The sequence below is a fragment of the Luteitalea sp. genome (genome assembly GCF_044337415.1).
In the GTDB taxonomy this organism is placed as follows: Bacteria; Acidobacteriota; Vicinamibacteria; order Vicinamibacterales; family Vicinamibacteraceae; genus Luteitalea.
In genome coordinates this window covers 1-22,958 of record NZ_JBIINP010000061.1, presented here as the reverse complement: position 1 = coordinate 22,958, position 22,958 = coordinate 1, and the positions used below count along the sequence as shown (strand labels likewise).

Annotated in this window: 23 protein-coding genes; 12 read left to right on the top strand and 11 right to left on the bottom strand. The window is 71.4% G+C overall.

What is annotated here, in order from left to right:
• The 4 genes from ACIRDX_RS11420 to ACIRDX_RS11405 form a co-directional block, all read right to left on the bottom strand.
• Positions 1 to 911, bottom strand: a 911-nt coding sequence (locus ACIRDX_RS11420) for an HlyD family secretion protein (protein WP_396625551.1), incomplete at its 3' end; no start/stop codon positions are given.
• Positions 908 to 2,578, bottom strand: a complete 1,671-nt coding sequence (locus tag ACIRDX_RS11415; protein ID WP_396625550.1) for a TolC family protein — start codon at positions 2,576 to 2,578, stop codon at positions 908 to 910. The genes ACIRDX_RS11415 and ACIRDX_RS11420, both read right to left, overlap by 4 nt.
• Complete coding sequence (locus ACIRDX_RS11410) at positions 2,575 to 2,805, bottom strand: Os1348 family NHLP clan protein (RefSeq protein WP_396625549.1); 231 nt, start codon at positions 2,803 to 2,805, stop codon at positions 2,575 to 2,577. The genes ACIRDX_RS11415 and ACIRDX_RS11410 overlap by 4 nt, the downstream gene beginning before the upstream one ends.
• Before the next feature lie 172 nt (positions 2,806 to 2,977).
• Positions 2,978 to 4,561: a sigma 54-interacting transcriptional regulator gene (locus ACIRDX_RS11405; protein WP_396625548.1), complete on the bottom strand. Its 1,584-nt coding sequence runs from the start codon at positions 4,559 to 4,561 to the stop codon at positions 2,978 to 2,980.
• 140 nt (positions 4,562 to 4,701) lie between these two features.
• Here ACIRDX_RS11405 and ACIRDX_RS11400 point away from each other — a divergent pair, with 140 nt between their 5' ends.
• Positions 4,702 to 5,046: a hypothetical protein gene (locus tag ACIRDX_RS11400; RefSeq protein ID WP_396625547.1), complete on the top strand. Its 345-nt coding sequence runs from the start codon at positions 4,702 to 4,704 to the stop codon at positions 5,044 to 5,046.
• Between the two features lie 60 nt (positions 5,047 to 5,106).
• On the opposite strand, the gene ACIRDX_RS11395 is transcribed toward ACIRDX_RS11400, so the two are convergent.
• The 4 genes from ACIRDX_RS11395 to gatC all read right to left on the bottom strand — a co-directional run bounded on the left by ACIRDX_RS11395 (position 5,107) and on the right by gatC (position 8,501).
• On the bottom strand, positions 5,107 to 6,408 hold the full coding sequence (locus ACIRDX_RS11395) for an amidohydrolase family protein (RefSeq protein WP_396625546.1): 1,302 nt from the start codon (positions 6,406 to 6,408) through the stop codon (positions 5,107 to 5,109).
• A 71-nt stretch (positions 6,409 to 6,479) separates the two neighbouring features.
• The gene (locus tag ACIRDX_RS11390; protein ID WP_396625545.1) at positions 6,480 to 6,752 is read right to left on the bottom strand and encodes a DUF2277 domain-containing protein; all 273 of its coding nucleotides are present in this window, start codon (positions 6,750 to 6,752) and stop codon (positions 6,480 to 6,482) included.
• A gap of 31 nt (positions 6,753 to 6,783) precedes the next feature.
• Positions 6,784 to 8,205, bottom strand: coding sequence for an Asp-tRNA(Asn)/Glu-tRNA(Gln) amidotransferase subunit GatA (gatA, locus tag ACIRDX_RS11385; RefSeq protein WP_396625544.1), 1,422 nt, complete (start codon positions 8,203 to 8,205; stop codon positions 6,784 to 6,786).
• Positions 8,202 to 8,501 (bottom strand): Asp-tRNA(Asn)/Glu-tRNA(Gln) amidotransferase subunit GatC, encoded by a 300-nt coding sequence (gene gatC, locus ACIRDX_RS11380; protein ID WP_396625543.1) that lies wholly within the window; start codon positions 8,499 to 8,501, stop codon positions 8,202 to 8,204. Before gatC ends, gatA begins: the two co-directional genes overlap by 4 nt.
• A gap of 168 nt (positions 8,502 to 8,669) precedes the next feature.
• Here gatC and ACIRDX_RS11375 point away from each other — a divergent pair, with 168 nt between their 5' ends.
• From ACIRDX_RS11375 to ACIRDX_RS11335, 9 genes are all read left to right on the top strand, one after another.
• On the top strand, positions 8,670 to 9,593 hold the full coding sequence (locus tag ACIRDX_RS11375) for a hypothetical protein (protein ID WP_396625542.1): 924 nt from the start codon (positions 8,670 to 8,672) through the stop codon (positions 9,591 to 9,593).
• A gap of 227 nt (positions 9,594 to 9,820) precedes the next feature.
• Positions 9,821 to 10,516 (top strand): hypothetical protein, encoded by a 696-nt coding sequence (locus tag ACIRDX_RS11370; protein ID WP_396625541.1) that lies wholly within the window; start codon positions 9,821 to 9,823, stop codon positions 10,514 to 10,516.
• Between the two features lie 42 nt (positions 10,517 to 10,558).
• Complete coding sequence (gene lpxD / locus ACIRDX_RS11365) at positions 10,559 to 11,626, top strand: UDP-3-O-(3-hydroxymyristoyl)glucosamine N-acyltransferase (protein WP_396625540.1); 1,068 nt, start codon at positions 10,559 to 10,561, stop codon at positions 11,624 to 11,626.
• 50 nt (positions 11,627 to 11,676) lie between these two features.
• Complete coding sequence (locus tag ACIRDX_RS11360; RefSeq protein ID WP_396625539.1) at positions 11,677 to 13,053, top strand: M16 family metallopeptidase; 1,377 nt, start codon at positions 11,677 to 11,679, stop codon at positions 13,051 to 13,053.
• Positions 13,053 to 14,534 carry a M16 family metallopeptidase gene (locus tag ACIRDX_RS11355; protein WP_396625538.1) on the top strand — a complete coding sequence of 494 codons (1,482 nt, stop codon included), beginning with the start codon at positions 13,053 to 13,055 and terminating at the stop codon, positions 14,532 to 14,534. The genes ACIRDX_RS11360 and ACIRDX_RS11355 overlap by 1 nt, the downstream gene beginning before the upstream one ends.
• Positions 14,535 to 14,541: 7 nt before the next feature.
• Complete coding sequence (gene lpxB / locus ACIRDX_RS11350; RefSeq protein WP_396625537.1) at positions 14,542 to 15,687, top strand: lipid-A-disaccharide synthase; 1,146 nt, start codon at positions 14,542 to 14,544, stop codon at positions 15,685 to 15,687.
• Positions 15,688 to 15,698: 11 nt separating this feature from the next.
• Complete coding sequence (locus tag ACIRDX_RS11345) at positions 15,699 to 16,250, top strand: hypothetical protein (RefSeq protein ID WP_396625536.1); 552 nt, start codon at positions 15,699 to 15,701, stop codon at positions 16,248 to 16,250.
• Positions 16,247 to 17,248 carry a matrixin family metalloprotease gene (locus ACIRDX_RS11340; protein WP_396625535.1) on the top strand — a complete coding sequence of 334 codons (1,002 nt, stop codon included), beginning with the start codon at positions 16,247 to 16,249 and terminating at the stop codon, positions 17,246 to 17,248. The genes ACIRDX_RS11345 and ACIRDX_RS11340 overlap by 4 nt, the downstream gene beginning before the upstream one ends.
• A gap of 80 nt (positions 17,249 to 17,328) precedes the next feature.
• Positions 17,329 to 18,003: a hypothetical protein gene (locus ACIRDX_RS11335; RefSeq protein WP_396625534.1), complete on the top strand. Its 675-nt coding sequence runs from the start codon at positions 17,329 to 17,331 to the stop codon at positions 18,001 to 18,003.
• Between the two features lie 127 nt (positions 18,004 to 18,130).
• Here the strand turns inward: ACIRDX_RS11335 and xylA are convergent, their stop codons facing one another.
• The 3 genes from xylA to xylB form a co-directional block, all read right to left on the bottom strand.
• Positions 18,131 to 19,288 carry a xylose isomerase gene (xylA, locus tag ACIRDX_RS11330; protein ID WP_396625533.1) on the bottom strand — a complete coding sequence of 386 codons (1,158 nt, stop codon included), beginning with the start codon at positions 19,286 to 19,288 and terminating at the stop codon, positions 18,131 to 18,133.
• A gap of 126 nt (positions 19,289 to 19,414) precedes the next feature.
• Positions 19,415 to 19,933, bottom strand: a complete 519-nt coding sequence (locus ACIRDX_RS11325; protein ID WP_396625552.1) for a glutathione peroxidase — start codon at positions 19,931 to 19,933, stop codon at positions 19,415 to 19,417.
• A 103-nt stretch (positions 19,934 to 20,036) separates the two neighbouring features.
• Positions 20,037 to 21,542: a xylulokinase gene (gene xylB, locus ACIRDX_RS11320; protein WP_396625532.1), complete on the bottom strand. Its 1,506-nt coding sequence runs from the start codon at positions 21,540 to 21,542 to the stop codon at positions 20,037 to 20,039.
• Positions 21,543 to 21,730: 188 nt separating this feature from the next.
• Between xylB and ACIRDX_RS11315 the strand changes: the two genes are divergently transcribed.
• Positions 21,731 to 22,633 (top strand): alpha/beta hydrolase, encoded by a 903-nt coding sequence (locus ACIRDX_RS11315; protein ID WP_396625531.1) that lies wholly within the window; start codon positions 21,731 to 21,733, stop codon positions 22,631 to 22,633.
• A gap of 53 nt (positions 22,634 to 22,686) precedes the next feature.
• A partial coding sequence (locus ACIRDX_RS11310; RefSeq protein ID WP_396625530.1) for an FAD-dependent oxidoreductase occupies positions 22,687 to 22,958 on the top strand: 272 nt, incomplete at its 3' end.

The window sequence follows — 22,958 nt, the reverse complement described above, 5'->3', positions numbered from 1 at the left end:
TCCACCTTCGCGGCGAACACGAGGTTGACGCGCTCGGCGCGCGTCTCGACGGCCTTGGGCGTGAACTCCGCGGTGGGAGAGATCTCGGTGACGTGCGCCGGGAAGGTCTGGCCGGGAAACGCATCCACCTGCACCTGCACGGCCTGTCCCTGCCGCACCTGGCCGAGGCGGGGCTCGGGAATGAAGGTGCGCACGTACAGTCGCGATTCGAGTCCCAGGGTCACCGCCGACTGTCCGGGGTTGAGCAGGGCTCCCGGCTCGACCAGCCGATGCAGCACCACGGCGTCGCTCGGGGCGCGGAGTTCCGCCTCCCGGACGACGATGTCGGACTGGGCCTTGACGCGCTGGGCGCGGCCGAGCTCGGCCTCGGCGGCGCGGGTCTGCCACTGGCGGAACCCCTGCTTCACCAGCGCGAGCCGCTGCGCCGCGGCCTCGACGGCGGCCTCGGCGCGCGCCACGTCCGACACCGCGCGATCGAGGTCGCGCTGCGTGCCGACCCGCTTCGCGCGCAGTTGCTGCTGGCGGGCGAGTTCCTCGCGGGCCAGCGTGAGCGCTGCGACGCGATCCGCTCGCTCGGCCTCGACGGCCGCGATCTCGGCCGACCGACTGCCCGATGCCAGGTCGCGCACGCGCGCCTCGGCTGCCACCACCGACTGGGCATCGCGCTCGGGCGCCAGGGCGGTCTCGGCGAGGTCGAGCCTCACCAGCAGGTCGCCGGCCTTCACCCGGTCACCCTCACGGACGAGGACCTCGAGCACACGCCCCTGAATGCGCGGCGCGATATCGACGAGCGGCGCCTCGATACGCCCGTTGAGTCGGATCCGGTCGTCGACGGGGCCTCGACGGCAGGCGGACGTCGATATGCCGAGCGACAGCGCAAGGAGCAGGACGGAGAGTGACTGGCGGTTCATCGCGGGGCACCTGCCGGCACGGGCGCGATGCGCGCCGTGGAGGATGTGGGGAATCGGTAACTGCTGAGCGAGGAGGGAGCCGGCGCCGGACTCGCGGGCGCCGGCGGGTCGACGATGATGCCGCGGCGCTCGAGGAGGCGCCCGGTGGCCCGGAGCAGTTCGGTGGTCGCGCGCGCCACGTCGATGCGTGCGGCGGTGCTGGCCAGCGACGCCTGCGCGAGTTCGGTCTGCCGGGTGAGCACGAAGAAGTTGCTGCTCTGCCCGGCCTCGAACCGCGCCTGCTCGGCCGCGAGGAGGTCGGTGGTGGCGGCCTCGAGCGCGGTCGTGGCGTCGAGGCGATCGCGTGCCGCCGCGAGCAGCGCTGACGCCGTGCGGACCTCGGTGGCGATGCGCTGCGCGATCTGGTCGCGCTGCAGTGCCGTGCGCCGCTCCGCGAGCGTCGCGGCGACCACATCGGCCTTCGCGGCGCGTCGCCCGATCGGGAGCGCGACGCTGACGCCGATGTAGATGTCGCTGAAGCGGTGCGTCACGAGCGTCTGCAGCGAGTCGTCGAGGCCGCCGAGTTGCGCATCGGGGACGGTGACGGTGGCGCCAGGGAAGGGCACCAGCAGGTCCGGGTTCTCGCCTCCCGCGAGGCCGCGCAGGTTGTAGGCCGCGACCAGGTCCAGCTGGGTGCGGGTGCGTTCCTGGGCCAGTTGCGTGTCGAGCGCCGCAATCGCGCGCGCGGCGTCCAGGTCGGCCATCTCGGGACGTTGTGCGAGCGCGTCGGCCACGAGCACGTCCACCGCGTCGGGCGTCGTGGGGGCGGGCGGGTCGTCGGTGGGGTCGTAGGCGAGCGACCAGGTGGCCGAGTCGGCGGTGCCGGCCATCAACTGCCGGAGCGCGATGTCGGCGCGGATGGCCTCGTCGCGAGCCCGGACGAGGTCGGCGCGGCGCCTGGCGATCTCGGCGACCGGCGCGGCGATCTCGGCCTCGGCGGCGATGCCGGCCTCGATGCGGTCGGCCGTGTCCTGCCGCTGGGCGAGCGCGAGCGTCAGTGAGTGCTCGCGAATGCGCACATCCTCGCGCGTCACGCGGACTGCCCAGTACGCCCGCTCCACGGCGGCGACGGTCTCGTTGATCAGGCGCTCGAGCGCGGCGCGCGACCGCGACACGTCGAGGGCCGACACCTTCAATGCCCGGCGCTGTGCGTCCATGTGCCGGCCGGCGAGGAGCGGCTGCCGCACCTCGACGCCCACGCTGGTCAGGTAGGCAGGCGTGAGCAGGGCGAAGCGGCTGGTGAGCGACTCGAACGAGGTGGAGGCGCCGGCCGTCACCACCGCGCCGCTCTGGAACAGCCGACTCCACGACGCACTGCCCTGCAGGCTGTTGGTGCGGGGCGCCAGGGCGCCTGGGGGCGCGCCGACGAAGAGCGTGTTCAGCGGATCGGTGCGGGTGCGGAGCCGTCCGTCGAGCCGGACGACCGGGTCGTAGGCGGCCTCGGCTCGCGTCTCGCCCTCGGTCGCGAGCGCGATGACGTCGCGCTGGATGGCGATCTCCGGGAGATGCTCGAGCGCCCGAGCCGTGGCGTCGGCGAGCGTGAGCGGCAGGGGCTGGGCGGCCACCGGCGCCAGCCCCGGGAGCAGCCAGGCCGTCAGCGCCAGCGTCGCCCGGGCCAGGCGCGTCATCGCAGCACCTCGAGGCGCTGCAGGCGCGGATCGAGCGCCGCGGCGAAGCGGTCGAGCGCGTCGGGGGCCAGGGCGAGCAGGGCCCGTCGTTCGGTCGGGGTGAGTTCCAGGACCGAGGTGTCGATGAGGGCGTCGAGGGCATCACCGGGGCCGCGGCGGAAGGCCGCGCGCCACTGCTCGTCGGTGGCGAGTCGACCGATGACCTGTTCCACGTGTGTCTGGCTCATGGCGTTGCTTCACGCCTGAGCAAGGAGCAGGCCGACCGCCACTCACGGCCGAGTGTTTCTCTATCCTATTGTTTAGTTGGACTTTATTCTGAAGAGCCTGATCGTCTGTCAGCGTAGGGCAAGGCAGAGATGTGTATGTAAACGAGCAAAGTGATCGTAAACGGTCACTCTGCTAGGCGTCTTGTGCATCGAGGCCATGGCGCCTCAGGCGGACGTAGAACTGCGCGCGGGTCAGTCCCAACGCCTTCGCGGCTCGCGACTTGTTGTACCGGGCCGCCACGAGGGCGGCCTCCACCATGCGCCGCTCGACGTCAGGCAGGGTCGCCCCGGCCACCGGCGTCTGTGGCGGCGACAGCGCCGCGCGCCCGGACACGGCGGGCCCGGCCTCGGGGACCCGAGCCATCGGGACAGGCAGTGCCAGGTGGTCCGACGTGATCAACCCCCCGCCGGCCAGGATGGCGGCGCGTTCCAGCACGTTCCGGAGCTCTCGCACGTTGCCCGGCCAGGGGTAGGCCAGCAGGCGCGGCACGGCCTCCCGCGACACCCCGGCCACCCGTCGTCCCAGTTGCCGGCCGATGTCCTCGATCAGGGCCTCGGCCAACGGCAGCACGTCGTCTGGCCGCTCGCGCAACGGCGGCAAGGCGATGGCGAAGATGTGCAGGCGATAGAAGAGGTCTTCGCGGAAGGTGCCGCGTTCGACCATGGTGCGGAGGTCGCGATGGGTGGCGCCGACGACACGCACGTCGGCGCGGAGGACCCGCGTGCCGCCGAGTCGCTGGAACTCGCGCTCCTGCAGCACGCGGAGCAGCTTGGCCTGGGCGCCCGGCGACAGTTCGCCGACCTCGTCGAGCAGGAGCAGCCCTCCGGCCGCGCGCTCGATCAGGCCGGGCCGGGCCTGCGTCGCCCCGGTGAAGGCGCCGCGCTCGTGCCCGAACAGCTCCGACTCCAGCAGCGGTTCGGGGAGGGCGGCGCAGTTGATCGCGAGGAACGGCCCCGAGGCCCGTGGCGAGGCGCCGTGGATGAAGCGGGCGAGGACCTCCTTGCCCGTGCCGGACTCGCCCGACAGGAGCACGGTGGTGTCGGTCGGGGCCACCTGGGCCGCCTCGGCGACGGCCTGGCGCCACGCCGTCGACGTCCCCACCATGCGACGAGGGGCGCCACGGCCGAGCACGGCCAGCTCGTCGGTGAGCGCGCGCACGCGCTGCTCGAGCGCCGCAGCCCGCTCGCGCGCCTCGGCAGCACGCGCGGCCTCATCGGCCAGGTCCTTGTGCGCCAGGGCGAGCGCCACGTACTCGGCGACCCGCTGGGCCACCGGTGCATCGGCGTCCGTGAAGGCCGCCCGTTGCCGGGACATGAAGTTGAGGCCGCCCACCGCCTTGCCTTCGCGCTTCACCGGCACCCGCAGCGAGCCCCTGAGGCCGGCCGGGACGGCGGGCAGGTGCTTCATCAGCGGGTCCTCGGCCATGTCGTCGCAGAGGAGGTACGCCCACGGCGTGGTCAGCAGGTAGCGCATCTCCGGCGGCACATGGATGCGATCGGGCCGGCGGAAGTCGACGTCGCTGGTGAGCGCGTGCATCTCCAGCGCCTCGCCGTCGGCAGTGAGCAGCCCGAGGGCAATGGCGTCGTGGGGCAGGACCCGCTGGGTCACGCGCGAGAGGTGCGGGAATACCTCCCTGATGTCGAGCGCGCCGGCCAGCAGCGGCAGCAGCTCGGCGAGCGCATCGAGGCGCTCGAGCAGGTCGGCGTCGTGGGCCACGGGAGCGACGATACCGCAACCGGAATTCCGAACTGCCGATTCCGAACGCCGACCACTGATTTCCGAACTCGAACTCCACCCGGGCCGACTGAACACGCCAGCGCGACCACTCGTCAAATGTGCGTTGAGGGGAACCGCAAATGACGACACTGTTCGTGCTGGGGTTCGGGGCCATGGCGATGCTTGCACTGGCCGGACTGGCGATGGCGTGGGCGACGCTGCGCGTGGTGCTCTGGGTCGTCTTCCTGCCGCTGATGCTGCTGAAGGCCCTGTTCGGGCTGGTGTTCGGCGCCGTCTTCGGCACGCTCGGCCTGGTGCTCGGCGGCCTCGGCCTGGTGTTCGGGTTGCTCGTGGCGTTGGTCGTGGGTGGGTTGGGCGTGGTCGCCCTGCTGGCGGTGCTCGCACTCCCGCTGCTGCCGCTCCTGCTCGTCGCCGGCGTGGTCTGGCTGGCCGTGAAGGGCACCACGGCGCTCGCGGCTGCGTGACCCCCGTCTGGCGCCCGCGGTGCGCCAGTACCGGAGAGACGTCTGGTGCACCGTCCACCCCTAGGGGCGGCGGTGCACCATCCCATCCTTCATCACGAACGACACGCGCTCGAGCGCGGTGACGTCCCTGGTCGGGTCGCCGGGCACGGCGATGATGTCGGCGAGGTGACCGGGCGCGATGGCGCCGAGGCGGTCTCTCGTTCCCAGCAGGTCGGCGGCGTGCACCGTGGCCGCCTGAATCGCCTGCATGGGCGTCATGCCCCACTCGACCATCTTCGCGAACTGCTTCCCGTTGTCGCCGTGCGGGTACACGCCGGCATCGGTGCCGAAGGCCATCTTCACGCCGGCCTGCACGGCCTTGCGGAAGTTCTCGCGCTGCGTCCGCCCGACCAGTCGCTCCTTGGCGATGATCTGCTCCGGAAAGCCGAGCCGCCCGAACTCCGCCAGGATGTAGTCGTCGTTGTAGATGTCCATCACGAGCCAGGTGCCGCGCGCCTTGGCCAGGCGCAGGCCCTCCTCGTCGATGAACGAGGCGTGCTCCACCGAGTCCACGCCGGCCTCGATGGCCATCCGGATCCCCTCGGCGCCGTGCGCGTGCGCCGCGATCCGCTTGTGCCATCGGTGCGCTTCCTCGACCGCCACCCGCATCTCCTCGAGCGAGTACTGCGGGGCCCCGACCGATTCCTCTTCGGAGAGCACGCCGGCCGTCGCAACCAGCTTGATGACGTCGGCGCCGTACTTCACGGTGTACCGGACCTTGGCGCGAATCGCGTCCGGCCCGTCGGCGATGCCGTTGACCCGATCGAACCGCAGGTCCGCGGCGACCCCGTTGAGGTCCGCGTGCCCGCCCGTGGAGCCGATGGCGAGCCCTGAGGCGTGGATCCGAGGACCGATGACGTGACCGCGCGTGATGGCGTTGCGCAGCGCCACGTCGATGAACTCGGAGGACCCGAGGTCGCGGATGCTGGTCACCCCGGCCATCAGCGTGCGCCTGGCCCTGTCGTGCACGGTGATGGCGGCATCGATCGGCGAGCGCCGCAGGAGGGTCTCGTAGTAGTTGCCCGGTTCACCGGTGATGTGGGTGTGGCAGTCGATCAGGCCGGGCAGCAGCGTCGCATCACCCAGGTCGACGACCGTGGCGCCGTCCGGCACGGTGCCCACCGGGCCGACGCTGCGGATCGTCGTGCCTTCGACCACGACCTGCTGGTTGGCCAGCACCACGCCTCGCGCGGTGTCGATCACTCGCGCGGCCCTCAGCACCGTCACGCGCGCCGGACCGGGCGCGGTGGCGGGGGACTGCTGTGCCTGCGGACCGGCCATCGCCAGCAGGAGGCCGGCCATCACGAGCATTGCCTTGCGCATCTTCGCCATTCTCCGGGGGACACGTCCCCTGACCCCTGCCCGCAGGCTGGCGCGCACAGGCGCGACCCGCGTCAGGCCCGACTGAACCTGGCGCGCGACCGGACGCGCGCCTTCACCGCTTCGACCTCGCGATCACGCGGCGCCGCCGTCGTCGACAGCGACGCGATGAGCGTGCGTGCCGCCGCCGTGACCTCGTCGACCGCCTGGTCGAAGGCCGCGGCGTTGGCCTGCGACGGCCGCGTGAATCCGCTCAACTTCCGCACGAACTGCAGCGCCGAGGCGCGGATTTCGTCGTCTGTCGCCGGCGGTTGGAAGTTGAACAGGGTCTTGATGTTTCGGCACATGGGCAGGCGCTCCCCAGGTGGACGTGGTGAATCAGGACGGCGTCGGGAAGGCGCCCCGCGCGTCCTCATAGGCGGCCGCAGCGCGCAGCAGCATGGTTTCGCCGAAGGCCGGCGCGGTCAGCTGCAGGCCCACGGGCAGGCCGGCGGGGTCGAGACCGCACGGCACGCTGATGGCCGGCAAGCCCGACAGGTTCGCGCTGACGGTGAAGACATCGGCCAGGTACATCTGCAGCGGGTCTTCGACCTTCTCGCCGAGGCGGAAGGCCGTGGTCGGCGCCGTCGGCATCGCCACGACGTCGACCGCGGCGAACGCCTGCTCGTAGTCGCGCGTGATCAGCGTGCGCACCTGCTGCGCCTTGCGGTAGTAGGCGTCGTAGTAGCCGGCGCTCAAGACGTAGGTGCCGAGCAGGATGCGGCGGATCACCTCCGCGCCGAAGCCTTCACTGCGCGAGGCGGCGTACATCGAGCCCAGGTCCGAGTACTCGCTGGCGGCCGCGCGATGCCCGAACCGCACGCCGTCGTAACGCGCGAGGTTCGCGCTCGCCTCCGCCGTGGCCACCAGGTAGTACGTGGGGATCGCGTGGGCAGCGTGCGGCAATTCGATGTCGTGCAGCGTCGCGCCTCCCGCCAGCATCGTCGCGAGCGCCTGTTCGATCGAGGCCCGGACGCCCTCGTCCACGCCGGAGGCCAGGAGCGCGCGGGGGACACCGACCCGCAATCCCTGCAGGTTGGCGTCCGTCCCTGGCACCTCGAAGGCCGGCGCGTGCACGGTCGTCGCGTCGCGCGGATCGGGGCCCGCGATGGCCGCGAGCACGTGACCGGCCTGCCGCACGGTGCGCGCCATCGGTCCGATCTGATCGAGCGACGATCCGTACGCGATGAGCCCGTAGCGCGACACGCGGCCGTAGGTCGGCTTGAGACCGACGATGCCGCAGAAGGAGGCGGGCTGCCGGATGGACCCGCCCGTGTCCGAGCCGAGGGCGACCGGCACGGCCCCCGCCGCCACCAGGGCCGCCGACCCGCCGCTCGAGCCGCCCGGCGTCCGGTCGTGCGCCCAGGGGTTCTTCACCGGACCGAACGCGGAGTTCTCGTTGGACGAGCCCATCGCGAACTCGTCGCAGTTGGTCTTGGCCACGATCACGGCGCCTGCCGCGTCGAGGCGCTCGACCACCGTGGCGTCGTAGGGCGCGACGAAGCGGTCGAGGATGCGCGACCCGGCCGTGGTGCGGGTGCCCCGGGCGCAGATGTTGTCCTTGATCGCGATTGGCACGCCGGCCAGCGGCAGGGCGTCGCGGTCGGCGGCCGGCAGGGCCTCGAGCGCGGCGGCGCTGGCGCGGGCGCGCTCGTCGGTCGTCGTCAGCACGGCGTTGAGCGGGCTGGCGCCGGCGATGGCGGTCAGGGCCGCCTCGGTCGCGGCGCTCACCGCCGTGGGGCGCAGGTCGATGGCGCTCATGCCCCGATCACTCGCGGCACGCGGAACAGGCCGGCCTTCACGTTGGCGTCGGTGGCGTTGGCGAGCGCGTCTCCGACGCTCAAGGACGGGCGCGGCTCGTCGGCCCGCAGGTCGCCGGCGCCCTCGGCCACGTGTGCCGTCAGCGGCACGCCCTCGGTGGGGACGGCCTGGAGGCGATCCACGTACTCGAGGATCTGCGCGAGGTCGGTGACCAGCCGGCTGCGCAGGTCATCGGACAGGCGGAGCTGGGCCAGGGCGGCCACGCGGTCGATCTCGTCGGGACTGAAGCGGGACATGCGGGAGGCATTCTAGCGAATGCTGCGATGCCGGGAATGCCGGGAATGCCGGAAGGCACCGTCGGACGTCGAACGTCGAACGCCGAACGCCGGGGGCGAAGGCCAAAGGCGAAAGGGGAAAGGGGAAAGGGGAAAGGGGAAGGCGGGCGACCCTACAATAGGCGCGTCATGGTTGCCCGCCTGCGCGTGGCCCTCTGGGCCCTGCCCCTGCTGCTGGTTCTCTCGACCCCCACCGAGTCGCCGGCGTGGGGGTTCGAGGCCCACAAGTTCATCGCCGACCGCGTGATCGCGTTGCTGCCGCCCGGGCTCCGGGAACTGTTCGAGCGGCAGCGGACGACGTTCGTCGAGCACGCCATCGATCCCGATCTGTGGCGGAACGTCGGCGTGGAGGACGAGCCGCCCCGGCACTTCCTGGACCTGGATGCCTACGGCGCCAGTCCCTTCGAGGCGTTGCCGCGCAGTTACGACGAGGCGATCGCCAAGTTCGGGCCCGAGAAGGTGCACCGGGAAGGGACGCTCCCGTGGCGCGTGTCGGAGATGCACGGCCGACTCCGCCGCACCTTCGAGGACCTCGCCCGCCCCGACGGTCCCGGGTATGCCGCCGACAACGCGGTGTTCTTCGCTTCCGTGCTGAGCCACTACATCGGCGACGCGCACGTGCCCTTCCACGCGGTGGTCAACTACGACGGGCAGGTCACGGGGCAGCACGGCATCCACAGCCGCTTCGAGACCGAGTTGTTCGCGCGCCTGCGGCCGACGTTACGAGTGGCGCCCTCGGCCCTCGCCCCGATCACGGCTCCGCGCGACGCGACCTTTGCCACGCTCATCGAGGGCGCGGCCCTGGCGACGAAGGTCCTCGAGGCCGACCGTCAGGCGATCGGCACGGGTGACCTGTACGACGAGGGGTACTTCACCCGGTTTGCCGAGGCCGGCGCGGCGCCCATCCTCGAGCAGCGCGTCAACCAGGCGATTGCGGCGGTGGCCGCGCACATCATCGGGGCCTGGGAAGCCGCCGGGAAGCCCGACCTGTCCACGCCCCGCGGGCCGCGTGGCCCACAGCGCAAGCGCGCGCCCCGTCCGTCCGCGCCGTAGCATCCTGCCCGACGTCATCGGCGTGGATCGACCGCCACCGGCAGCGACATCCACGCGCCCCGCCGCCTCGCGCGGGACGGCGCGAAGACCAGCCGCGCCACGCCTCCCGTCGATGCCGGCTCGCGCACGACCGCGCGCGACATGGTCGAGCTGCACCAAGGCATGACGCATGTCGCAGGCCCGTCACGGGCGATGCGGATGCTATCGTAGGAGTTGCGCGACGCACGATGTTCGACGTCTATCTGATCCCGATTGCCGCAGGCCGGCTCGAGCCCTACTGCGAGCCCGCCGAGGACGCCGAGCCTCTCGATCCCCGCGAGGAACGCGGGTTGTTCCGGCGGTTGCTCGACAGGTTCCGGCAGATGCTTGCCGAGGCCGAGGAGGAGCGTCGCCGCCGCGCGCGCGGCGAGGCGCTGCCCGACGCCCCGACCTGGTGGGGCCGCCTCCAGCAGCGGACCCTCCGGGGCGCCGCCGAGCACATCAACGAACAGCGCCTGCTCTGGCACCTCCGCAAGCACACGCAGGCGTCGTTGCACCATCCCGACGATGTGACGGCCGAGCAGGCGTTGCAGGCCATGCGCACCTCGCTGCGCAAGGACGGCGACCGCCACCTGCTGTGGCTGGTGACCACGAGCATCCTGTTCCTCACCTCCGGTGCGCTGGCGCTGCTGCCGGGGCCCAACGTGCTGGCGTACTTCCTCGGCTTCTTCGTGGTGGCCCGGTACCTGTCGTGGCGCGGCGCACGCCACGGGCTGGGGTCGGTGGTCTGGCACATGACGCCCTCGCCGGCCCTGTCGGAGTTGCGCGGGGCCCTCCAGTTGCCTGGTGAGGCCCGCGAACCGATCGTGCTCGACATCGCGATGCGCCTGCGCCTCGAGGACCTGCCGGTGTTCGTGGCGCGGATGGTGCCGGCGCGCGCCTGACGCCGGTTCGGCGTCGCGCCACCCTCGGCTACACTGCGCAGCGTGACGCTGCGTGACCTCGCCGACCACCTGGCCTGCCGCCTCGAAGGCGACGGCGACCTCTCCATCGCCCGCGTGGCCTCGCTCGAGACGGCCGGTCCGGGCGACGTGTCCTTCTTCTCCAATCCGCGGTATGCCCGGGCCCTGGCGGCGACGCGCGCCTCGGCCGTGATCGCGGCCGAGGGCGTGGCCGTCCCGGACGGCGTGGCGGCGCTGCGCACCCGGGACCCGTACGTCGCGTTCGCGCGGGCGCTGGCGCTGCTCCACCCGCAGCCTGCACCGCTGGTCGGCGTGCACCCGACGGCCGTCGTCGAGGCCGGCGTCGTGCTCGGCGAGGACGTGTCGATCGGGCCTTACGCGTGGATCGGCGCGGGCGCCGTGCTCGGGGCGCGCACGGTGGTCCGGGCCCACGCCACGGTCGGCGAGGGGGCCGTGCTCGGCGACGACTGCCTGCTGCATCCGCACGTGAGCATCCGCGAGCGCGTCACGCTGGGGCACCGCGTCGTCGTGCAGGACCACGCCGTGGTGGGTAGCGACGGCTTCGGCTTCGCGGCCGATGCCTCGGGCGCGATGCTCAAGATCCCGCAGGTCGGCACCGTGGTGGTGGGCGACGACGTCGAGATCGGCGCGTCGACGGCCATCGACCGGCCGCCCATCGGGGCGACGGTGATCGGGCGTGGCACCAAGATCGACAACCTCGTGCAGGTGGCGCACGGCGTCGAACTGGGCGAGCGGGTGATCCTCGTGTCGCAGGTGGGCATCGCCGGCAGTACGACGGTGGGCGCCGGCACGGTGCTGGCGGGGCAGGTGGGTGTGGCCGGCCACCTGACGATCGGCAAGGGCGTGCGCGCCACCGCCCAGACGGGCATCCCGAACTCCCTGCCCGACAAGGCCTTCGTCTCCGGGTACCCGGCCATCGACAATCGCGACTGGCTCAAGTCGTCGGCGGTCTTCCGGACCCTGCCTGCGCTACGCCGCCAGGTGGCCGACCTGCAGCGGCGGCTGGCGACGCTCGAAGGTGCGTCGGCCGCGGAGGGCGAGGCCGGCGAGGAGACCGACGGCACCGCGTGATCGTCCCAATCCTGTAGGGGGCAGGGGAACTACCCTGCATAATTGAGTCAATGACACGCATGCTCGCTCGGCCCGTCGTGGCCGCCGCGCTGGCCGCTTGCGTCGTGGCCGGTGCGTTCGGGACGCCCACCCAGGCCACGTCGGTGCGGCCGCCGGCCTTCAAGTTCGACGACTACACGCTGCCCAACGGGCTGCGCGTCATCCTGGTGGAGGACCACTCGACGCCGATCGTCCACGTGACGTTCTGGTATCACGTGGGGTCGAAGGACGAGAAGCCCGGGCGTACCGGATTCGCCCACCTCTTCGAGCACATGATGTTCAAGGGCAGCCGCAACGTGCAGCCCGAGGCCCATACGTCCTACATCGCGTCGGTCGGCGGGCAGAGCAACGCCTACACCACCGAGGACACCACCGTGTTCTGGCAGACGGTGCCGGCGCAGTACCTGCCGCTCACGCTGTGGCTCGAGGCCGACCGCATGGCCTCGCTGCGCGTCGAGGACTCGACCTTCAAGACCGAGCGGGAGGTGGTGAAGGAGGAGCGGCGGCAGCGGGTGGAGAACCAGCCGTACGGCCGCCTGTCGGAGATCATCTACGACACCGCCTTCACGACCCATCCCTACAAGCACCCGGTGATCGGCAGCATGGCCGACCTCGAGGCCGCCAGCATCGAGGACGTGCGCGAGTTCCACCGCACCTACTACCGGCCCGACAACGCGCTGCTCGTGATCGCCGGCGACTTCGACCCGGCCATCGCCCGGTCGCTCGTCGAGAAGGAGTTCAGCAAGGTCGAGAAGCCGACGGGCACGGTGCCACGCAACATCCCGGCGGAGCCGGCCCGCACCAAGGAACTGCGCGTCACCATCGAGGAGGACTGGCCGCTGCCCGCCGTGGTGGTCGCCTACCCGATCACCTACGACGGCAACCCCGACTCGTACCCGCTGCACATCGCCGCCAAGGTGCTGTCGGACGGCACCAGCTCGCGCATCTACCAGCGGCTCGTCTACAAGGAGCGGCTGGCGCTGTCGGCCTTCGGCCAGGCCAACCTGATCGAGCACCCCAACCTGTTCTACGCGGTAGCGATCGTGGCGCCGGGCCGCACCCCGCAACAGGTCGCCTCGGCGCTGATCGACGAGATGGAGAAACTGGTGAAGGAGCCGATCAGCGAGCGTGAACTGCAGCGCAGCAAGAACCAGTTCGCGCGCGACTACGTGCTCGGGCGGCAGACCGTGCAGCAGAAGGCCGGCGTGCTCGCCCACGCGGTCGTGCTGCACAAGGGCGACGTCGCCACGGCCGACGGCGAGTTCGACATCTTCCAGAAGATGACCGCCGCCGACGTGCAGCGCGTGGCGAAGACCTATTTCACGCCGCAGAGCCGCATGGTGCTCACGGTCATGCCGCGGGGCGCGCGCCCCGGAGGAGCCCAGTGATGCGGCGATCCCTGCAGGCGCTGTTCGTCGCGTCCATCGCCGTGCTGGTTGCGGTGAGCTCGCCCGTGTGCGCGCAGGACCGCCCGCCACGCCCGCTCGCGGCGCGCGACATCAAGATCCCGCCGTACGAGATCCGCACGCTGGCCAACGGCCTGCGCGTGGTGGTCGTCTCGCAGAACGAGCAGCCCGCCGTGAGCTTGCGCCTGCTGACCAAGGCCGGCTCGGCGCAGGACCCCGCTGGCAAGCCGGGTGTCGCCGCCATGGTCGGGGCGCTGCTCGATCAGGGCACGAAGACGCGATCGTCCGAGCAGATTTCCGATGCCATCGATTACGTCGGCGGCGCGCTCGGCTCGGGCGCCGGGACCGATCTGTCGTACGTCAACGTGCTCGTCCTCAAGGACAGCTTCGACCTCGCGCTCGACCTCGTCTCGGAGATGGTGCAGGCGCCGTCCTTCCCGCAGGAGGAACTCGACCGCATCCGCGAGCAGGCCCTGTCGGCGATGAGCGTCAACATGCAGGATCCCGAGTTCGTGGCCGACGCCGTCATCGACCGGCTCGTGTACGGGTTCCATCCGTACGGCCTGCCCGGGAACGGCACACCCGACTCGCTGCGCGACATCTCCCGGGCCGATCTCGTCGCCTTCCACAAGGCGTGGTTCTCGCCCAACAACGCGCTGCTTGCCGTGGTCGGCGACGTGAGCGTCGACGAGGCGTTTGCCGGCGTCGAGCGTGCCTTCGGCAAGTGGGCCGCCCACGAGCCGCCGGCCATCACCGCCACCGAACTGCCGGAGCCCACGCGCCGCGTCGTCCTGGTCGACCGGCCCAACGCCGTGCAGACCGAGATTCGGGCCGGGCATGTCGCCATCGCGCGCAAGCACGCCGACTACATGCCGCTGAACCTGGCCACCAAGATTCTCGGCGGGGAAGGGGCCAACCGGCTCCAGAACGTGCTGCGCTCCGAGAAGGGCCTGACCTACGGCGCCTCGGCCGACATGGATGCCTTCAAGCAGGCCGGGTCGATCATCGCCGAGACCGACACGCAGACCTCGACGACGGGCGAGGCGCTGCGGCTGGCGATCGACGAGTTCTGGCGACTCGTGCGCGAGCCCGTGGGCGACCGCGAGCTGATGGGCGCGCAGGCCTACCTGTCGGGCAGCTTTCCGCTCAGCATCGAGACACCCGACGAGATCGCACTGCAGGTCCTGAACCTGCTGTTCTACGACCTCGACGTCAAGGAACTCGAGACCTACCGCGACCGCGTCAACGCCGTCACGAGCGACGACATCCAGCGCGTGTCTCGGCAGTTCGTCAAGCCGGGGCGGCTCTCCATCGTGCTCGTCGGCGATGCGCGCCAGGTGCTGCCGCAGCTGAAGGCCGTGGGCATCGACAACGTCGAGGTGCTGCCGCTGGCCGACGTCGACCTGACCAGCCCGTCGCTGCGCCGCAAGGGCGCGGCCGCCGCGCCGGCCGCGGGACGCTGAGCCGGGCATGCCCGGCGTGATGATCTCGTGCGGGGAGCCGTCGGGCGACCTGTATGCCGGCGCGCTCACGTCGGCTCTCCGGGCGCAGTCGTCCGGCGTCGAGGTGTTCGGCTTCGGCGGTCCGCAGCTCGCGGCCGCCGGCGGCCACCTCCTCGGCTCCTACGAGGGACTGGCCGTCACCGGCCTGTCCGAGGTGCTGCGGACGCTGCCGCGGACCTGGCGCATGTACCGGCACCTGGTCGACGAGGCGATTCGCCGTCGGCCGGACGTATTCGTTGCCATCGACTTTGCCGACTTCAATTTCCGCCTCGGGCAGGCGCTGCATGCGCGCGGCATCCCGGTCGTGTACTACATCGGCCCGCAGCTCTGGGCCTGGCGGCCCGCCCGCATGCAGGTGATCAAGCGCTTTGCCGACAAGGTGCTGGTCATCTTCCCGTTCGAGCAGCCGCTCTACGAGCAGGCCGGCGTGCCCGTCGAGTTCGTCGGGCATCCGCTCATCGACCTGATCGGCAGGCCGCAGGGACGTGAGGCCCTCCTCACCCAGCACGGCCTGTCGCACGAGGCCCGGACCATCGCGTTGCTGCCGGGGAGCCGCCGGAACGAGGTGGCGAGCACGCTGCCCACGCTGCTGGACGCGTGCGCTCGCCTGCGCGAGGCCGAGCCGGACCTGCAGTTCCTGATTGCGCGGGCCCCCGGCCTGCCAGATGACCTGTTCGAGGCGGCGCATCGCAGCCACCTGCCCATCGCGCTGCACGCCGGCGACACGGATGCCGTGCTCGCCGCCAGCGACGCCGTCGTCACCGCCTCGGGCACCGCCACGGTGCAGACGGCCCTGCACGGCAAGCCGATGGTGATCGTGTACCGCCTGTCACCGCTGACGTACCGCCTCGGCCGTCCGTTCGTGAAGGTGGACACGTTCGGGATGGTCAACCTCATCGCCGGAAGACGCGTGGTCCCCGAACTGATCCAGGACGACTTCACTGCCGAGCGTGTCTGCGACGAGATGCTGCGCATCCTGCGCGACACGGCACACGCCGACCGCGTCCGCGCCGATCTGGCCGGCGTCGTGCAGGCGCTTGGCGGACGTGGGGCGTCGACGCGGGCTGCGCAGGCGGTGCTCGACGTCGCCGCGCGCACCGGGAGCCCAGCATGAGGAGAGCAGACGTGAGGCATCGCCGCGTGCGGCGGTTGGTGATGGGGACGCTGGTCGCTGTGCTCTGTCTGGGGCCACTCGCCGGACACCGACTCGCCGCGTCTGTCGTGGTGCCGCTGACCCTCGGGCAGTTGGTGGAGGCCGCTGACCTGATCGTGGACGCCGCGGTCGAGGACATGCGCGTCGTGGCTGGCCCAGATGGGGCAGAGCGCCTGGTACTCGTGCGAGGCGACCGGCCATGGAAGGGCGACGCCGAGGGCCCCGTGTACGTGCGGCTGGCCGGCGGACGGCTGGGCACCACCGAGACCCGCGTCCCGGGCGTGCCGACCGTGGCCGATGGCGAGCGCTACGTGTGGTTCCTGGCCGCGCATCCGCGCGGGGGCTACAGCGTCATCGGCCTGTATCAGGGCGCGCTGCGTGTGATGACCGCGCCGGACGGCGACCTCCGCGTCCTGGTGCCGGGGCTGACCGCCGGGCCGCGCGGCGACGTGGCTCGCGCGCCGCGGCCGCTCGACGAACTCGAGTCGCAGGTGCGCGCGCTGACGGACGGGGCGCCGCGATGACCCTGGCCCGTGCCCACGCGCTGCTGGTGGCCGTGCTCGCGCTCGGCGCCGCCGTGCCGACGTCGGCGTACCTGAAGTTCGGCTACGCCATCGGCACACGCTCCCTCGTGTTGAAGTGGCCGGACAATGCGCCGGTCACCTACCTGGTCGGCTCGCGCGGCACGGCCACGGTGACGGCCGCCGAGTTCCGCGAGGCCATCGCGCGCGCGTTCGCCACCTGGGAGGCGGTGCCGACCGCCGGGATCCGCTTCGCCAGCGGTGGCGTGACCGACCGGAACCTGGCCGACAACGACGGCGTCACGCAACTCGCGTTCACGAGCCGCCCGGAGCTCGATCGCACCCTGGGCGCGACCAGCTACACGATCGACGTCGCATCGGGCACGCTGCTCGAGGCCGACGTGTTCTTCAACGCCGCCTTCCCCTGGTCGGTCGCCCCCAACGGGCAGGCCGGCCGTTTCGATCTCGAGTCGATCGCCACCCACGAGATCGGGCACCTCGTGGGCCTTGGCCACTCGGCCCTCGGCGAGACCGAGCAGGTCGGCTCCGGCCGGCGCGTGCTGTCTGCGGGGGCGGTCATGTTCCCGATCGCGTTCGCGGCCGGCAACGTCGACGGTCGTCGACTCCTGCCGGACGACGTCGCAGGCATCTCCGACATCTACCCCGACGCGGGGTTCCGCCAGGCGACGGGCAGCATCTCTGGTCGCGTGACCAAGGGCGGCCTCGGCGTCTATGGCGCGCACGTCGTGGCCATGCACCTGCGCACGGGCGCCCTCGTTGGCGGCTTCACGCTCGACGACGCGGGCGGGTTCGTGCTGGCCGGCATCGAGCCCGGCCCCGTGGTCCTGCGCGTCGAGCCGCTCGACGATGCCGACGTGACGAGCTTCATCGATGGCCCTCGCGTCGACGTGAACTTCCGCGTCGCCTTCTCGGATCGGGCGATCTTCGTGCCCAAGGGCGGCAACGTGCCGAGCGTGACGATCGAGGTCGTGGGGAAGTGACCGGGTACCGGGTACCGGGCACCGGGGACGGCGGAGGCCCTTCGCGCGCCAGCCAGGCGGTCGCCAGAGTGGTCGCAGGGGTGTGCCTGGGACTCTGGCTGGGTGGCGCCGACGCGCACGGCCAGGATGCCGCGCCGGCATCGCCGTCTCCAGTGCCGGCGCAGGCCTCGCGCGTGGAGCTCAGCGTCCTTGGCGGGCTGTTCGGGAGCACCGATCTCGGGAAGGTGCCGGCCAACATGCTCGGCAACCAGGTGCCGACCAGCGGGCAGGTGGCGGTCTTCACCACCTCGACGAGGATCCTGGCCGCACCTGCCGTCGAAGGGCGCGTGGGTGTGCGCGTCTGGCGCCAGCTGTGGGTGGAGGGCGGCGGCAGCTATGCGCGGCCCGACTTCTCGGTGGAGATCTCCGGCGACACCGAGGGCGCGCCGGACGTGACGGCCGTGTCGCGACTCACGCAGGTCACGGCCGACGTGTCGGTGCAGTACCGCTGGCAGGGCCGACTGGCGCCGTACGCGTTTGCCGGCGGTGGCGTCCTGCGCCAGCTCGACGAACCGCGGACCACCGCCGAGAACGGGACGATGTACTACGCCGGCGCCGGCCTGCGCTGGCGCATCGCGCCTGCCAGTCGCGGGTTCATGGGGAGGCTGGCGATTCGTGGCGAAGGCCGGATCGTGATGACCGATGGCGGCATCGCGCTGGCCGAGGGCCGGCCTGCCACGGTGAGCCTGTTCGCGGGGTTGGCGGTAGGACTGTAGGACGGCGGCAATTTGAACTTCTGAATTCGAAATTCAGGGCGGCTTGGCCTCCGGCCTTCGCCGCGCGCGGCGCAGCCGGCGCTCGAGAATTTCAAATGTCCAATTTCAAATTGCCACCGTCAGGAGCTCATCTCACGCCGAGGATGATCTCGTTGGTCAGCTGATCGAGCCGCTCGTAGGCGAGGCCCTTGCTCGCGATCGCCGTGCGGTCGAAGGCGCGGTTGGCGAGTTCGCGGGCGGCGTCGGCGCTGAAGGCCCCCACCGTCGAGTTGTCGCCGTGCGCCTCCTTCAGGATTGCCTGGATCTCGGCGTCGGCGTTCCAGCGTGCCGCCTTCTCCTTCATGATCAGGTACGTCCGCATGCAGCCGCGGGCGAAGTCCTTCACGCCGTCGTAGTCCTCGGTGCGGTAGGCGTGCGCGTCGAAATGACGCGGTCCGTCGTAGCCGACCTCCTCGAGGAACTTGACCAGGAAGAAGGCCCCGCGCAGGTTCGCCGCGCCGAAGCGGAAGTCCTGGTCGTAGCGGCCCGGGTTCTGGTCGTTCAGGTCGATGTGGAACAGCTTGCCGGCTTCCCACGCCTGGGCGACGGCGTGGGTGAAGTTCAGGCCGGCCATCGTCTCGTGGGCGACCTCGGGGTTCACGCCCACCATGTCGGGGTGCGCGAGCGTGGGGATGAAGCCCAGGTAGTTGCCGGTCGTGGCCATGTAGATGTCGCCACGCGGTTCGTTGGGCTTGGCCTCGAGCGCGAAGCGGTACTGGTACCCCTGCGCGATGTTGTACTCGCACAGGTAGTCCACGGCCTCGCGCAGGCGCTTGACCGCGTCGTCGCCGCGGCGGCAGGCATCGCTCTCGGTGCCCTCACGGCCACCCCACAACACGAAGATCTTCGCGCCGAGTTCCGCGCCGAGATCCATGGCGCTCATGGTCTTCTGCACGGCGTAGGCGCGCACGCGAGGGTCGTTGGCGGTGAAGGCGCCGTCGCGGAAGACCGGGTCGGTGAAGAGGCTCACGGTCGCCATCGGGCACACGACGCCGTGCTGCTGCATGGCCGCCTTGAACTCGGCGACGATGCGGTCGCGTTCGGCCGGGGTGGCGTCGATGGGCACGAGGTCGTTGTCGTGCAGGTTCACGCCCCAGGCGCCGACCTCGCCGAGCATGGCGACGGCATCGTTGGGCGGGAGCGGCTCGCGCACCGGCTCGCCGAACGGATCACGGCCGCGGTTGCTGATGGTCCAGAGGCCGAACGAGAACTTGTGGGCGGGTTGCGGCTGGTACGGGTCGGACACGCAGGCGTCTCCTTGCGGGAGGAGGCCGGTCGTCCGGACCCGGCCTGAATGAGTTCGCGCTGCAGTGTAGATCACTGCCGCTGGTTCGTCCCACACCGGGCCAAACCGTGGCAGGGCTGGCGATGCTCAGGAGGCGAGCGCCTCGGCGATGGCCTGTCGCAACTTCGGGTCGTCGGGCGTGACGCTGCTCGGGTAGAACGCCTTCACCTTGCCGTCCTTGCCCACGAGGTACTTGGAGAAGTTCCAGCCGGGCAGTTGACCGGACGCGCCGAGGAAGCCGTACACGGGCGACTGTCCCTGACCCGCCTTGGTGACGACCTTGCTGAACATCGGGAAGGTGACGCCGTAGTTGCGCTGGCAGAACGTGGCGATCTCCTGCGCGCTGCCCGGTTCCTGGCCGCCGAAGTCGTTGCTCGGGAACCCGAGCACCGAGAAGCCCTTGTCCTTCATCTGATCGTGGAGCTTCTGCAGGCCGGCGTACTGCGGGGTGTACCCGCACTGGCTCGCCGTGTTCACGACGAGCGTGACCTTGCCCTTGTAGGTGGCCAGCGGGGCCGGCTTGCCGTCGAGCGTGGTGGGCGTGAGGTCGTAGAAGGACCCCGGAGTCGTCTGGGCGTCGGGCATGGTGGTGGTGAGCACCGCCATGGCGGCGGCAAGCAGGACACGCGTGGCGAGGAGGCGCATGGCTCCTAGGACGCGTCTGGCCGGGCGCAGGCTGCAGGCCCGACGGCCTGCAGCCCCACAGCCTCTAGCCCTTGAGCGTGTCGCGGATCTGCCTGAGCGCGGGGTACAGCAGGCGATAGGCCTCGTACTGGCGGGCGAGCAGGGGCTGCGCCTCGCCGGGCGGCACCTCGCTCGTCACGCGCACCACGCGCTCGCAGGCCGTGTCGACGTCGGGCCACACGCCGGCGCCCACGCCCGCGAGGATGCCGGCGCCGTACGCGGCGCCCTCTTCCGCGGCCACCGTCTGGACCGCCTGCCCGTACACGTCGGCCTGCACCTGGCGCCACAGGGGCGACCGAGCACCGCCGCCGCCCAGGCGGATGGCCTGCACCGGCACCTCCATCTCGCGCAGGATGGTGAAGCTGTCCTGCAGGCTGAACGCGACGCCCTCGAGGATGGCGCGGATGACGTGCCCGCGCGTATGCGAGGCCGCAAGGCCCACGAGGGCCGCGCGTGCGTCGGCGTCGAGGTGCGGCGTGCGCTCGCCCATCAGGTAGGGCGCCCACAGCACGCCGTCGGCGCCGGCCGGTGCTGCCAGCGCCTCGTCGGTGAGGCGCTCGTACGGATCGCGGCCGTCGTCGCCGCCGGAGCCGAACCGGTCGCGGAACCAGCGCAGCGAGAGGCCGGCGGCCTGGGTCACGCCCATCACGTGCCAGCGGCCCGGCACGGCGTGGCAGAACGTGTGCACGCGTCCTTTCGGGTCGAGCGCCGGCCGATCCGTGGCCGCGAACACCACCCCCGACGTGCCGATCGTCGCGCTGACGACGCCGGCGCGCACGATGCCCATGCCGACGGCGCCGGCCGCCTGGTCGCCCCCGCCGGCCACCACCGGGATGCCGGCCACGAGGCCGACGGCCTCGGCGCCCGCGGCCGTCAACGACCCGGTGACCTGCGGTCCTTCCATCGCCTCGGGCAACAGGCTCGCGTCCAGGCCCGTCGCGTCGATCATCTCCGCCGACCACCGGCGGCGGGCGACGTCGAAGAGCAGCGTGCCAGACGCATCGGCGACATCGGTGGCGAGCCGGCCTGTCAGCTTGTAGCGGATGTAGTCCTTCGGCAGGAGCACGTGCCGCACCCGCGACCAGGCGTCGGGCTCGGTGCGTCGCACCCAGAGCAGCTTCGGCAGCGTGAAGCCGGTCAGTGCCGGGTTACTGGTCCACGCGATCAGCTGGTCGGCCCCGATGCGCGCCGTCAGGTCGTCGCACTCGGCCTGGGTCCGTTGGTCGCACCAGATCAGCGCCGGCCGGACCACCGTGCCTGACGCGTCGAGGAGCGTGGCCCCATGCATCTGGCCGCTGAGGCCGATCGCCGCGATGTCGGACGCCTGCAGACCCGCGTGTTCCAGGGCGCGCGGGACTGCCTGTCGGCAGGCGCGCCACCAGTCGTCTGGATCCTGCTCGGCCCAGCCCGTGCGCGGGGAGGCGAATGGCGCGTGATCGGCCGTGGCCGAGGCGATCACCGTGCCGGACTCGTCGAGGATCAGGGCCCGGGTGCCGCCCGTGCCGACGTCGATGCCGAGGAGGTAGGTCATAGACAGAACGGGCACCGGGCACCGGGTGCCGGGTACCGGGAAACACGAATCGCACACCGCGGGCCGGGCGTGGGGAAGCGGCCCCGAATGGGCTGCATGCTATAACACGCCCCGACAGAGAGGTGGGAAGGTCCGGCGGTCCGAGCGGGCCGCGTCGGTGCTCCCATCCATCCCGAATGGCGAGGCGTATGCGTCGACCCCTGAGTGCGTCCCTGTTCCTCCTCCTGACGTCCGTGCCTGCTGCCGCCCAACTGCCCGCCACCGGCACCGAGCTTCGCCTGTGGACCGACGCCGCGCCGCTGGCCACCGGGACGGGCCCCGAAGACACCCCCGCCATCACGGTGTACCAGCCGGCGCCCGGCACGGCCACTGGCGCCGCCTTCGTGGTCCTGCCGGGCGGCGGCTATCGGGCACGTGCCGCGCACGAGGGGGAGCCGATCGCGCGGTGGCTCACCTCGATCGGCGTCACGGCCTTCGTGGTGCGCTACCGCGTGGCGCCGTACCGGCATCCCGCGCCGCTGTCCGACGCGCTGCGCGCGATCCGCTACGTACGGGCTCAGGCGAAGGCGTGGGGACTTGACGGTCGTGTCGGCATCCTCGGCTTTTCGGCGGGCGGACACCTGGCCAGCACCGCCGCCACGCAGTTCTCCGCTGGCGACCCTGCGGCGGCCGACCCGATCGACCGGGTCAGCAGCCGGCCGGACCTGGCCATCCTGATCTATCCGGTGATCACGTTCACCGAGGATGCCTGGGTCCACAAGGGCTCGCGCACCAACCTGCTCGGCGCCGACGCCACACCCGAGCAGATGGCGGCGATGTCGTCCGAGCGCCGTGTCACGGCGCAGACGCCGCCGGTGTTCCTGATCCACACCACGGGCGACACGGGCGTGCCGCCAGAGAACAGCTTGCTGTTCGTGCAGGCGATGCGGAAGGCGGGCGTCGAGGTGGAACTACACCTGTTCGAGGGCGGTCGCCACGGTTTCGGGCTCGGTGAGAAGGAAGGCCCGATCGGCACGTGGCCGATGCTGGGCGGTCTGTGGCTGCACAAGCACGGCTTCGCTGCGCCAACCATGCTGACGGTGGTGAAGTGAGCGTGGCCTCTGCCTTCGCCGCGCGAGGCGGAGCCGGCGCGCGAGCATTTCGAATGTCCAATTTCAAATTGCCGGGCGCGGTCGTCACGCTCGCGTTCCTCGTGTTGGCGCTGGGCTCCACCGCGACGCGGGCGCAGTCAGCTCCGCAATCGTTCGACGTCGTCGTCTATGGCGGCACCGCCGGGGGCGTCGTCACGGCCATCGCGGCGGCCCGTGAGGGAGCCACCGTGGCATTGCTCGAGCCACGCGATCACCTCGGTGGCATGGTCTCGGGTGGGTTGGGCTTCACCGACTTCGGCAAGAAGGAGGTGATCGGCGGCTACTC